Source organism: uncultured Campylobacter sp. (assembly GCF_938045405.1).
Classification (GTDB): domain Bacteria; phylum Campylobacterota; class Campylobacteria; order Campylobacterales; family Campylobacteraceae; genus Campylobacter_B.
The window spans coordinates 1-12,595 of sequence record NZ_CALIMW010000200.1 but is presented as its reverse complement, the minus strand read 5'-3'; the positions used below and the strand labels follow the sequence as shown (position 1 = coordinate 12,595).

At 49.9% G+C, this 12,595-nt stretch carries 10 protein-coding genes and 2 pseudogenes; 8 read left to right on the top strand and 4 right to left on the bottom strand.

Annotated elements, in window-relative coordinates; all coding sequences use genetic code 11:
* Window positions 1-104 (top strand): 3-deoxy-7-phosphoheptulonate synthase (locus Q0140_RS07755; RefSeq protein ID WP_297963479.1); only part of this gene is annotated, 104 nt, incomplete at its 5' end.
* A gap of 414 nt (window positions 105-518) precedes the next feature.
* On the opposite strand, the gene Q0140_RS07750 is transcribed toward Q0140_RS07755, so the two are convergent.
* The 4 genes from Q0140_RS07750 to Q0140_RS07735 form a co-directional block, all read right to left on the bottom strand.
* Window positions 519-665 (bottom strand): hypothetical protein, encoded by a 147-nt coding sequence (locus tag Q0140_RS07750; protein WP_297963476.1) that lies wholly within the window; start codon window positions 663-665, stop codon window positions 519-521.
* Window positions 666-1,254: 589 nt separating this feature from the next.
* On the bottom strand, window positions 1,255-1,626 hold the full coding sequence (acpS, locus tag Q0140_RS07745) for a holo-ACP synthase (protein ID WP_297963474.1): 372 nt from the start codon (window positions 1,624-1,626) through the stop codon (window positions 1,255-1,257).
* A 28-nt stretch (window positions 1,627-1,654) separates the two neighbouring features.
* Window positions 1,655-2,149: a peptidylprolyl isomerase gene (locus tag Q0140_RS07740; protein ID WP_297963472.1), complete on the bottom strand. Its 495-nt coding sequence runs from the start codon at window positions 2,147-2,149 to the stop codon at window positions 1,655-1,657.
* Window positions 2,150-2,158: 9 nt separating this feature from the next.
* The gene (locus Q0140_RS07735) at window positions 2,159-2,893 is read right to left on the bottom strand and encodes a YebC/PmpR family DNA-binding transcriptional regulator (protein WP_297963470.1); all 735 of its coding nucleotides are present in this window, start codon (window positions 2,891-2,893) and stop codon (window positions 2,159-2,161) included.
* Window positions 2,894-3,025: 132 nt separating this feature from the next.
* On the opposite strand from Q0140_RS07735, the gene Q0140_RS07730 reads away from it, so the two are divergent.
* From Q0140_RS07730 to ilvA, 7 genes and pseudogenes are all read left to right on the top strand, one after another.
* The gene (locus Q0140_RS07730; RefSeq protein WP_297880669.1) at window positions 3,026-3,250 is read left to right on the top strand and encodes a heavy-metal-associated domain-containing protein; all 225 of its coding nucleotides are present in this window, start codon (window positions 3,026-3,028) and stop codon (window positions 3,248-3,250) included.
* A 3-nt stretch (window positions 3,251-3,253) separates the two neighbouring features.
* Complete coding sequence (locus Q0140_RS07725) at window positions 3,254-5,431, top strand: cation-translocating P-type ATPase (protein ID WP_297963468.1); 2,178 nt, start codon at window positions 3,254-3,256, stop codon at window positions 5,429-5,431.
* 460 nt (window positions 5,432-5,891) lie between these two features.
* On the top strand, window positions 5,892-7,142 hold the full coding sequence (locus Q0140_RS07720; RefSeq protein ID WP_297963466.1) for an ankyrin repeat domain-containing protein: 1,251 nt from the start codon (window positions 5,892-5,894) through the stop codon (window positions 7,140-7,142).
* Window positions 7,143-7,814: 672 nt separating this feature from the next.
* Window positions 7,815-9,515, top strand: coding sequence for a Na+/H+ antiporter NhaC family protein (locus tag Q0140_RS07715; RefSeq protein WP_297963464.1), 1,701 nt, complete (start codon window positions 7,815-7,817; stop codon window positions 9,513-9,515).
* Window positions 9,512-10,138: pseudogene (locus tag Q0140_RS07710) on the top strand (tRNA (uridine(54)-C5)-methyltransferase TrmA); the annotation flags it as partial. The gene Q0140_RS07715 and the pseudogene Q0140_RS07710, both read left to right, overlap by 4 nt.
* A 435-nt stretch (window positions 10,139-10,573) precedes the next feature.
* A pseudogene (locus Q0140_RS12650) lies at window positions 10,574-11,056 on the top strand (methyltransferase domain-containing protein); the annotation flags it as partial.
* A 101-nt stretch (window positions 11,057-11,157) separates the two neighbouring features.
* Window positions 11,158-12,369, top strand: a complete 1,212-nt coding sequence (gene ilvA / locus Q0140_RS07700; protein WP_291936237.1) for a threonine ammonia-lyase — start codon at window positions 11,158-11,160, stop codon at window positions 12,367-12,369.
* The last annotated feature ends 226 nt before the right edge of the window (window positions 12,370-12,595 follow it).

Sequence of the window (12,595 nt, the reverse complement as noted above, 5' to 3'; positions counted from 1 at the left end):
CGCTAAAACAGCGCTATGAAACGCAGTGCGATCCGCGCCTAAACGCAGATCAGGCACTAGAGCTTGCGTTTTTGCTCGCCGATAATCTAAAAAAGGCGGAATAATCCGCCTTTCATTGCGCGTAAGATTCGGTCGCGGCTTGGAATTTTAGTCGTAGTTTTAGGCGTTTTGATGTAAGCTAGCGCTGCGACCGCGCTTTGCGCTTGAAATTTAATCGTAGCTTGGCGCTAACGATTTAAATTTACGCGGCCCTAAATATAGAGTGGCTTTGGGCGCAGTCTTAAAACGACCAAAATATAGAGAATTGAAAATTTACCTCGCGCGAAAACATAAACCGCGTAAACCTGCCGCTAAAATACGAACAATTGAAAATTTTGCGGCGCCGCACCGAAATAAAATTTCTTTTTGCGGAGGCTTTGCAAACTTCTTGGCGGCTAAATTTATCCTCACGGGCTTGCCGGCTTAAAATTTTAAATCCGCTTTGCATGGAATTTTAAAATTTGAGCCGCCGTGAAATTTTAAAAATTTAGCGCTAAATTTACAGCCCGCGGAATTTCATCTTTAAATTTCGCCGCGTAAATTTGATCACTCGCTTCTGCGGGTACGTCGCTTATCTGTGTGTGCTCAAGTTGGCGGCAGACTAAGCGGTAAATGTAGCTACGCAAGCTCGCCTCCATTTTTTGTACATAGCAAAAGAGAACGCCCCGCTATCTGCGGTATTCGGCATAAGTACGGCGCAAAAGCTCTTGTTTAAGATAAGCACGACGAACAGACACTGCCGCGCGTGTTTCATTGGCTCATGAACTTCCGCTTAATCCTTGATGATGCGATAGATTGGGCGGAGCAGACTTTGCATCTGCTTTAAATTTCAAAGCGCAATTTCGCAGCAAATTTTAAACCGAAAATCTATCTTTCTGCTTCTAAAATTCAGGTTGAAATTCTACCTTTTGAGTTGCGCCGTCGCGTATCGTGACGCTATAAAATTCCGTGCCTCAAATTTAAATCAAAATTCTGCGGCGCGGTGAAATTTCAAAATTTCGTTGCGGTAAATTTTGTGCTCTAAAATTTCATCCATGAATGTAGAATTTTAAGTCAGCAAATATAAAATTTGAGATAGTCAAAGTTTGCTACCGCATCGCGTACTGCGCCGCGAAATACTACTCTGCAAAATCTGCGCCTAACTTCATAAATTTCGTCGTGCAAAATTTATGTAGAATTTACGCGGAGTTCTTGCTGTCGCGCCGCTTCACTTCGTTACTTTGAGCGTGGCTTATTAAGTTTTAGTGCGACTACGGCGATTGCGACGTTTACATCGTGCGTGATGCTAAGGCTTGCGGATTCGATATGAAATTTTTTACGGATTTTTTTACGGATTTTTAGATGCGGCGCGCCCAGGGCGTCTTTGTAAATTTTGGCGTCTTTGAAGCCGAATTCCGCGCCGATGCCGGTGCCTAGCGCCTTGCTAAGCGCCTCTTTGGCGGCATAGATGCCCGCGATACTTTCGTCGCGCAGCGCGGAGGAGCGTTCGGATTTTTTTAAAATGCGCTTTAGAAATTTCGCGCCGTATTTTACGCGCAGTGCCGCGATCCTGCGCACCGCGGTTATGTCCGTGCCGATCTTTATCACAGCCTGGCGCCCCGCGGTTTAAATTTAATCACGATTGCAGGCTCTCTTTAATCTCGATGTCGATGATCTTATCGCCCTGTCTGATCGCGTCCAAAACCGCTAGGCTAGGCTGATCCACGATTTGTCCAAACACCGTGTGCACGCCGTCTAGGTGCGGCTGCGCGCTGTGGCAGACGAAAAACTGACTCCCGCCCGTATCGCGCCCCGCGTGCGCCATCGATAGCGCGCCGCGTACGTGCTTGTGCTTTTGGCGGTCGCATTCGCACTTTATGCGCCAGCCGGGACCTCCCGTGCCGGTGCCGCGCGGGCAGCCGCCTTGAATTACGAAATTTGGAATTACGCGGTGAAAATTTAGCCCCTTGTAAAACCCGCTGCGCGCGAGGCTAGCGAAATTCGTAACCGCCTGCGGAGCTTCGTCACCGAAAAGCTCCAGCTTCATATCGCCCTTTTCGGTTTTGATAACGGCGTATTTATCGCGCGCCAAAGCCGCTGCGTCGATGTCGTAAATTTTTAAGCTTTCCATTTTTTTCTCCTATGCGATGTTGGTGTAAACTGCCTGCACGTCGTCGTCATCCTCCAGCCGCTCTATTAGCGCGTCTATGTCGCCCAGCTGATCCTCGCTAAATTCGTGCTTTTCGTTGGCGACGAATTTTAAGCTTGCGCTGATGATCTCAAGCCCTATCTTTTCGATACCTTCGTTTAGAGTGCCGAAGCTTTCGTATTCGCCGTAGATTAGAAGCGTCTTTTCGAGCTCTCCCTTGTCGTTTTCAAACTCATTGATCTCAAGCTCGCTAAGACCGAAGTCGATGAGCTCAAGCTCCAGCTCCTCAATGTCGCGGCTCAGCAGCTTGGTCTCAAAAACGGCCTTGTGCGAAAACATAAATTTTAAACTGCCGCTCGGCAAAAACTCGCCCTTAGCTTTGTTTAAAATCGACTTTACGTTCGCGACGGTGCGGGTTGGGTTGTCGGTGGCGCATTCGATTATGAGAAGTGCGCCGTGGGGCGCCTTGCCGTCGTAAAAGATCGTTTTGATATCGGCGCTATCCTTGCCGCTTGCGCGCTTGATAGCCGCGTCAATGTTATCTTTGGGCATATTTTGCGCCTTTGCCGTGGCGATCGCGGCGCGCAGTTTGGAGTTCATCAGCGGATCTTCGCCGCCCTCTTTCGCAGCCATCGTTATGGCCTTGCCCAGTTTTGGGAAAAGTTTGCTCATCTTCCCCCATCTAGCTTCTTTTGAAGCGCGTCTGTATTCAAAAGCTCGTCCCATAAAATTCCTTAAAGCTTAAATTTAAAACGGGTGATTATAACGAAAAACCCTTAAATTTCAGGAGCGGGCGTTGAAATAAAATTTATTAAAAAGTAGTATAAGTTTTGAAATTTTAATCCAAAGGAGAGACCCATGGCTTTGAAACAAAGCGTAAAATTTAAGGCGCAAAATATCCACTGCGAAAACTGCGCGAGGACGATCAAAAACGCGCTTAAGGACGATTTCGGCGAGATCGAGGTGGACGTGGCAAGCGGAGTGGTGAGTTTAAGCTTAGATCCGCGCGACGAGGCTAAATTTAAAGAGGAGATGGACGATTTGGGCTTTAGCGTCGTAGAAAAGCTGTCCTGCGAAAACTAACGGATGTCAAGCAAAATCACTCTAAATATCGTCGGGATGAGCTGCGTAAACTGCTCCAATGCGATCGAGCGGGTAAGTCGCAAGATCGAGGGGGTGCAGGAGGCGCACGTAAATTTCGCAAACGGCAGCGGCGAGTTCGTACTTGCTGATCCGGCGCTTGAGGAGACGCTAAAAGCCAAGATCAAAAAGCTAGGCTACGACATCGCCGTCGATTACGAGGATTTGGAGCGTAAAAAGCGACGCAACCTCAAAGCGGCGCTATTTAGGCTAATCCTCGCTCTCATTTTAGCCGCGGCGGTAATGGCGGTGGAGATGAGCGGGTTTTTAAGCTTCGTTCCAAAGGCGATGCTTTGCGCGACGATGGCGTGCGTGAGCCTGTTTTACTGCGGCAAGAACTTCTTTTATCACGCTTACGGCTCGCTGAAAAACAGAAGCTTCGATATGAACGTACTCGTGGCGATGGGAAGCTTTTTTGCGTTTGCCTATTCGCTAACGGCCGCGGCGTGGGTCTATACGCACGGCGCGCAGAACGAATTTACCAATCTTTATTTTTCCTCCGCCTCGATGATAATCGCCTTTATCTCGCTCGGCAAATACCTCGAGGAGCGCAGCAAGATGAAGGCGAACGACTACATCAAGGGGTTAATCGATTTAAGCCCTAAAACCGCGCTTTTGATCAAAGACGACGGCACGATAGCCGAAGTGCGCGCAGAAGCGCTAAAGCCGGGCGATAAGGTGCTAGTAAAAAACGGCTCGCGCATCCCTTGCGACGGGCTTATCGTAGAAGGCGGCGCGCAGATAGACGCTTCGCTTATCAGCGGCGAGAGCTTGGCGGTTTATAAAGGCGTAGGCGATGAGGTAAACGCAGGCTGCGTCAGCACTGACGGCGTCATCTACGTGAAGGTGACGAAATTTTCGCATCAGACGCTGCTTGCCGAGATTAAAAATCTGCTAAACGAGGCGGGCAACAAAAAGATGCCGATCGCGCGCTTTGCCGATAAAATTTCAAATATCTTCGTGCCCGCGGTGATTTTGATCGCGCTTGTTAGCTTTATAGCGTGGATGGCGCTTGACGGGCGGCTCTCATATGCCGCATCCGCCGCTATCTGCGTGCTTATCATCTCCTGCCCGTGCGCGCTAGGGCTTGCGACGCCGATTGCGATCGTTTGCGCGATCTCGAACGCCGCAAAGGCTGGAATTTTAATAAAAAATCCCGAAATTTTAGAAATTTTAAAAGGCGCGGACGTCGCGGTTTTTGATAAAACAGGCACGCTTAGCAAGGGCGAAATTTCGGTAAGCTTCAGCGATCTGAGCGCCCAAGATCTCTACGCTCTGGCAAGCGCGCAAAAGCTTAGCGAGCATCCGATCTCAAAGGCGATCGTAAAATTTGCCGAGTTGAAATTCGGCGAAATTTCTAAATTTAACGGCGAGTTCGAAAGCATCGCGGGAAAAGGCATCGTCGCTAAAAATCCCACCGGCGAAATTCTTTGCGGCAGCGCGGGCTTTCTGCGCGAGCGCGGCGTGGATGCGGGCGTCGAAGTAGAAGCGGAGGAGCTTTTAGACAAGGGCTTCGGCGTCGTTTACTGCGCGATAGGCGGCTCGTACGCGGGCTTTATCGCATTTAGCGACGAGATCAGGGCCGAAGCGCGCGGCGTCGTACAGGCGCTGCAAAAAAGCGGCGTAAAAACCGTCATGCTAACGGGCGATAACGCCAAAACGGCAAATTTCGTCGCTCGCAGCCTCGGCATCGACGAGGTAAGAAGCGGAGTGCTTCCAAGCGGCAAATATGAGTTCATTAAATCCCTGACGGATAAGGGCAAGCGGGTGCTTTTCGTGGGCGACGGCGTCAATGACGCGCCGAGCTTAAAAGCCGCTAGCATCGGCGTAGCGATGAACGGCGGCAGCGACGTAGCCAAGGGCGCGGGCGACGTGATTTTTATAAAAAACGACCTTGAAAGCGTGCTATATCTATTTCGCCTAAGCGGCGCCGCCATGCGGACGATCAAGCAAAACCTCTTCTGGGCGCTGTTTTACAACGCCGTATGTATCCCGATCGCAGCAGGCGCGCTATATCCAGCGCTTGGTGTGCTTCTAAAGCCGATGTACGGCGCCGCGGCGATGTGCTTTAGCTCCGTAACGGTCGTGCTAAATTCCATCAGATTAAAATTCGCTAAATTTTAACGCGACGGATTTTGCGCTAGGTGCGGAATTTTGCGCGGCGAAATTTAACTCTACTCGCTGCAAAATTCTTTTATTCTGCGAGGAATTTTACCTCGCAAATTCTATCTCGCTACTAATTACGTGTAGAATTCTGTAGAACGGGCTCCACTTGAAAAATTTTATTTCACGATAACCCTAGCGCGGAATTCCGCTAGATTTGTACAGCTTGCAAAATTTTATTTTACCGCTAGGGCGCGCGTAAATTTTAAAATTTTAGCCTGCCGATCGCTGTGCCCTCATATAGTGCCCTCCATTGCTGCGCCTATAACTACCATTATTTAACGCCGCTCGTCGCCGCGCCGCTGCGCCGTAAAATTTTAAAAATTCTGCAAAATTTTATAAGGCTGAAAGGAATTCCATAAAATTCCACCGCCCGCACTAAGTTTTAATAAATAAATTTAAAGGTAAAATAACGCTTCAAATGCAATTCGAGGTAGCGATGCGAAAAATTCTAATGGGTTCGTTTGTTTTTTGCGGCACGCTTTTTGGCGCTTCTTGCGAGCAGATACTAAGCGATCCGCGCGGCTTTTTTAGCAAGGAGCCTGCGGACGAAGAGCTGCTGCAAAGCGATTTTGGCTGTAAAGGCTCGCTAGCTGGCGCAGAATTTTTGCAAAATTTAAAAAGCGCGGCTTCTGAGATCAGGGACGAAAATATCGATTGCGTCGGTAACGAAGCTTTGCTGAACGAAAAAAGGCTTGAGAGAACCTTGGCATTTGCGGGGATGGATGGCGAGGGCTTTTTGAGCTATGCTAAAGAGAAAAACTACGCGCAAATTAGCGAAAAATCGCTTGAAGCCTTAGAATTTTACTCCGAGCGCAAGATTGGAAATTTCATCGCTTATGGCAATTTTATGGGCGAGATCTCAGCAGCCAGGGAGGCGCTAAGAGATTATTTCGCCGCTAAATTCAACAAAAACGACGCCGATGAGCTGGCAAGCGCCGTGATAGCGGAATTTATCGCATACGCCGCAAAGGATCGCAAGGCGGGAGATTACGGTGAGCTTGAGCTGGCGCTAAAAGGCGGAGTAGGCGCAGATGAGTTTCGTACGCTACTTTTTAGCAAGGATTTTGCGATTTACGAGCTTGATAATGCCCTGGATCTGGCACTTTTGCTAGGATATGACGAGCGCTTTAGCGGCGCTTTGATCGAGCGAGGCGCGCAGGTGAATGCTGGCGAGGAAAACTCGCTATTTTACGCGATGAATAACGTTCAAAGCGCTAAATTTATGATCTCTAAAGGCGCTTTGGTTGGCTATAAAAACTCGCTTGGGCAAACTCCGATATTTTTCGCCGCCGCGGCAAAAAATTATGAGCTCGTAAAGTTGCTAATTTACTCGCATGCTAGCGTAAATGTCCGCCAGATCGGCAGCGCTGAAGCTCAGGCTCTAGCGTCGTTAGGCGAGCGTAGCGACGGCTGTGAGCGTTCGGGCGCGGGCAAGACACTGCTGATGTTTGCGGCGCAAAAAAGTACCAAGCAGATCGTTGAATTGCTCGTAAAATCGGGCGCAAACGAAAAAGCAGTCGACGAGGCGGGGCTAAATGCGCTAGACTACGCGCTTGCGGGTGGTGAAGCGGCTACGCAGAGCTATTTGCGCTCGCTTGGATTAAGTCCTACGCAAGTAAGCGATGATTTTACGAGCGATCCGCAAGATGCGCCTGAGCGTGAAAATTAGCGGGCTTGATTTAAAGGGTCGCTCGCCGCTTCGTCGTCGTTTTGGGTTTGCAAAAGCCTTATGAGCTTTAAATTTAATGTTTTGCCGCTTTGTAAATTCTATAAATTTAGCGGATTTTTCGAGTGCGAGTTGGTAGAATTTAACGCTTTAAAATTTTATCGCTTTGCTTGCGCAAGTTGCATGCACTGAAATTTTATAAACGCGCAGGCAGGCTTGAGAAATGGCGATTTGTGCAATTTATGCGCGATAAAATTTTTACTGATAGATTTTGGTCTGCGATCAAGAGCGGGATTTCGTCAAATTTTGCGCACGAAATTTATCGCTCTTGCGGCAAAGCAAGCATCGCAGTATTGCGGAATTTTACCTTGACTTGGGGGCTTTTGCTATGTTAAGTAGAATTTAAATGCACTTATAAAACGCTTTTTGATTACGCCGCGCGCGGTATTTTGCACCGGAGAGATTTTTCTGCGCGATAAATTGCTTAAAAATGCGTGCTCGAAATTGTAAACGCAGCAAAATTGTAGAGCTTGCTGTGCGATTAAGGCGCTCAATAATCGCCGTAAAAGAAAGCACGCGAATTATGAATAATTGCTGCAATGCGCGCATAATTTTAAAATTTAGCCCCCGATCGGAGGTTAAATTTTAAAATTTTATCAATCATCAAGGATTAAAATGTTGAAAAATTTGCTTATCTTTACGGCGATTTTTTTACCCGCGCTGGCGCTTGCGGACGTGGAGCCCGCCGTACGAAACAGCGAGCTTTACGGCGTGCTGACGCTTATCCCGCCGGTTGCGGCAATCGTGCTTGCTTTCATCACCAAAGACGTGATTTTGTCGCTGTTTTTGGGCGTGCTAAGCGGGACCTTTCTCATCGGTATGGTAGATCAAAATATCGCAGCTTCGGCGCTTTTCGCTTTTACCGATCTATGCTCGCGCATGGTAAAATCGATGGCGGATACGTGGAATGCGGGCATTTTGCTTCAGGTCATGTGTATCGGCGGGCTTATCGCTTTGGTGACCAAAAGCGGCGGCACGAAGGCGCTTGCGCTCTGGCTTAGCAAGCACGCAGACACTCCCGTTTTGGGTCAAATTTACACCTGGCTGATGGGTATCGTGATATTTTTTGATGATTACGCAAACGCCCTGATAGTGGGCCCCATCATGCGGCCGCTTATGGATAAATTTAAAATTTCGCGCGCGAAATTCGCCTTCATCATCGACGCGACCGCCGCGCCGATCACCGGCATCGCGGTGATCTCCACCTGGGTCGGAGTTGAAATTTCGGCGATCAAAGAGGCCTACTCACAGATCGGCGTAGAAAACATAAACGCCTTCACAGTTTTCGTTGAGACGATCCCGTATAGATTTTATAATATTTTCATGATCTTTTTCGTAGTCGCCACGGCAGTGATGAGCAGGGAGTTTGGCTCGATGTATCGCGCAGAGATCGCATCTCGCGGCGGCAAGAGCGGAGCTGCGGATTTTAAAATCAAAAATTTAGAGGATCAAATTTTCGTACCCAAAGAGGGCGTCGCGCTTCGCAAGCTAAACGCGATAATCCCGCTAGGAGCGATGATCGTCCTTTCCGTCATCGGATTTTATCTCAACGGCTACAGCTCGCTGGAGGGCGAGGCTTTGGAGGCGGTCAAGGCAGCTCCTCTTAGCTTCACTTCGATCCGCACCGCATTTAGCGCGGCAGATGCCTCGGTCGTGCTGTTTCAATCCGCGCTGTTTTCGTCGATCATCGCCGTCGCTTTAGGCATCGCGCAAAAAATTTACGGCGTCAAAGAGGCGATCGAGGTCTGGGTTGGCGGCTGGAAAAGTATGCTAAATACCGTCATAATCCTGCTTTTTGCGTGGTCGCTAAGCTCTGTTATCAAAGAGCTTGGCACTTCGCGCTACCTAGTCGAGCTTCTAAGCGACGCTACGCCGCGCTTTGCTCTTGCGATCGTAATCTTCGTGCTTAGTTCGTTTATCTCCTTTTCAACGGGCACGAGCTTCGGTACTATGGGCATCGTCACACCTTTAGCCGTGCCTCTTGCTCACGCCGTGGGGCAAAAATACGGACTTAGCGGCGAGGAATTTCACGTTTTTATGTGCGTAAACGTAAGCGCGGTGCTTACCGGAGCGATCTTCGGCGATCACTGCTCGCCGATTTCTGATACGACGATCCTCTCTTCGATGGGCGCGGGCTGCGATCACATCGAGCACGTAAGCACGCAGATGACCTATGCGCTGGTCGTTTGCGGCATCAGTATCATTTGCGGCTACCTGCCTGCGGGCTTTGGGCTCAGCGTGTGGGGATGTCTGATCTTGGGTATCGCGGCTATCATTCTTTTACTGCGCGTGGTGGGTAAAAGAGTGGATGTATGAATTGCGAAAGCTTCGGTAGTTGCGGTAGCTGCACGCTCGGCGAGCCCTATGAGGATCAAATTTCATACAAAAAGCAGCTGATCGGCGATAAGTTTAGAGAATTTTTTGACGGCGAGTTTGAATTTTTTGCCTCGCAGCCGCAAAATTATCGTATCAGGGCAGAATTTGGCATCTGGCAAGATATTTGGCATAGCGCATTTGATCTTGCTTACACGATGGGCGGCGCACGTAGCAAGAAAATTTTAATTAACGAATGCCCTAAGGTAGCGCTTCCTATCGCAAATTTAATGCCGCGGTTGCTAGAGGCGCTTAGGTGGAGCGAAATTTTAAAAGAGAAGCTCTTCGGCGTCGAGTTTATCTCGTGCGCCAGCGGGATTTTGGCGACGCTGCTTTATCACAAGCGCTTGGGCGAGCGCGAGCAGGAGGCGATTTGCGAACTAGCGGACAAGCTTGGTATCAGGATCATGGCTCGCGCGCGCGGACAGAAGCTGCTAAGCGGCGAGCTAAGCCTCACGGACGAGCTTTGCGTGGACGGGCGAGTTTATAAATTTCGCTTCGGAGAAAACGCCTTCATCCAGCCCAACCGCGGCGTGAACGAAAAGATGATCGCCTGGGCGAGAAGCTGCGTGGACTTCGGCAAAGACGGCGCGGGCGAGGTGTGCGCCGCGCAGAATTCCGCCGCAAAGAATTTTACTGAAAAAAATTTTGCCTCGCAAAATTCCGCTGCGCAAAATTACGGCTGCGAGCAGTCCGCCACGCAAAATTCTACGGATCGAAATTTCGCTTCTGAAAATTCCGCCGAATTGGATGCCGCTTGCCGAAATTCCGTTAAGGCAAATTTCGCTTGCACAGAATGTAGCGGCGAAAATTCCGTGAAATTTAACTATACGTCCAAAGACGAGAGCTCTGCGGATGATAATTTCGCTCGCAAGGATTTGGAAGTGCAAAATTCCGCTGCGCAAAATTTGGATTGTGAAAAGAAAAGCGCGCAAAATTCAGCCTGCGAAAATTCCGTCGCGCAAAATTCGAGCTGCGAAAAACATGCCGTGCGCCCAGAAAGCTCCGCCGCGCGCGATCTGCTGGAGCTTTACTGCGGGCACGGCAACTTTACCATCCCGCTTGCGGCTAAATTTAACCGCGTGCTGGCGAGCGAAATTTCAAAAAGCTCGATTGCGAATGCCCGCATAAACTGCGAGCTCAACGGCGTTTGCAACGCGCAATTCGTCCGCCTTAGCGCGGATGAGCTGATGAGCGCGTTTGCGCGTAGGCGCGAGTTTGAGCGGCTAAAGGGGATCGATATTTTCGGCTACGATTTTTCGCACGTCTTGATCGATCCGCCGCGCGCGGGGCTGGAGCCTAGCGTGATTGATTTCATAAAAAATTTTCAAAATTTGATCTACATCTCCTGTAATCCGCAGACGCTTTTTGAAAATTTACGCTCGCTTTGCGCTACGCACGAGGTGCGCAGGTTTGCGATCTTCGATCAGTTCGCGCATACGAGCCATATCGAATGCGGCGTGCTGCTGCGGCGCAGGAGCTAGGCGTGAGCCCAGATATAAGCTGCGGATTTAGGCTGCGCGCGGGATAAAATTTCGCCTAAAATATGTATAATAACAAAATTTAAAATTACGAAAGGAAGTAGATGGTTGATCTAAATAAAATCATCCAAGCAAAGCGCACGATAAACGATTTCGTCTATAAAACGCCCTTTGCTCTGGCGCCGAAGCTCAGCAAGCTTTACGGCGCGGAAGTGTATCTCAAAAGCGAGAATTTGCAGCGCACCGGCGCGTATAAGATTCGCGGCGCTTACAATAAAATCGCGCACCTAACGGACGAGGAGCGGGCGCATGGAGTAATAGCCGCAAGCGCGGGCAACCACGCCCAGGGCGTAGCGATGAGCGCGCAAAAATTCGGCGTGCATGCTGTGATCGTAATGCCTGAAGCCACGCCGCTACTTAAGGTAAGCGGCACGAAGGCTCTGGGCGCGGAGATCATTTTGCAGGGTGATAATTTCGACGAGGCGTACGCGTTTGCGCTGGAATATGCAAAGGAGCACAATCTGACGTTCGTGCATCCCTTCAACGACGAGTTCGTCCAAGCAGGCCAGGGCACGATCGCGCTTGAGATGATCGAGGAGGTCGCAGATCTTGAATACATCGTCGTTCCGGTTGGTGGCGGCGGGCTTGCGACGGGGGTTTGCAGCTGCGCCAAGCAGATCAATCCTGACATCAAAATCATCGCCGTAGCCGCCAAGGGCGCGCCTGCGATGCATGATAGCTTCGTCGCGAAAAAGCCGCTAAATTCCAAATCCGTCCGCACCATCGCCGACGGTATCGCGGTGCGAGATACGAGCGAGATCACGCTCTCTACGATCATCGAGTGCGTCGATGAGTTCGTGCAGGTCGATGACGAGGAGATCGCAAGCGCGATACTCTATCTGCTCGAGCAGCAAAAAATCATCGTCGAGGGCGCGGGCGCGGCAGGCGTAGCAGCGCTGATGAACGCGAAATTTGCATTCCCCGCCGGTGCAAAGATCGGCATCATCCTAAGCGGCGGCAACATCGACGTTCAGATGCTAAACATCATCATCGAAAAGGGCCTTATCAAGTCGCACCGCAAGATGACGATCAACGTCACGCTCGTCGATAAGCCGGGCGCGCTTACGGGGCTTACCGAAATTTTGCGCCGCGCCAACGCAAACATCGTCAAGATCGACTACGACCGCTTTTCGACCAATATCGAGTACGGCGACGCGCAGATCACGATCACGCTTGAGACCAAGGGCAAGGCTCACCAAGAGGACATCGCCTGGGCACTCAAAAACGCAGGGTATGATTTCAGGGAGATTTTGTAGAATTTTGCTCGGGCTTGTGAAATTTGCCTGCGCTTGCAAAATTTGCTCTTGAATTTAGCCGAGATTGTAAAATTTACTCCGCGTTTGCACCAATGCTACGACGCGGCTAAATTTACACTCGTTTGCATACAGGTTGCGACTCGCTACGGCTCGTTATAGCTTCGGCTCACCGCGGTTAAATTTTAAATTTACATCCGCCTTTTACCCGCTGCGCCGAAACACTTTG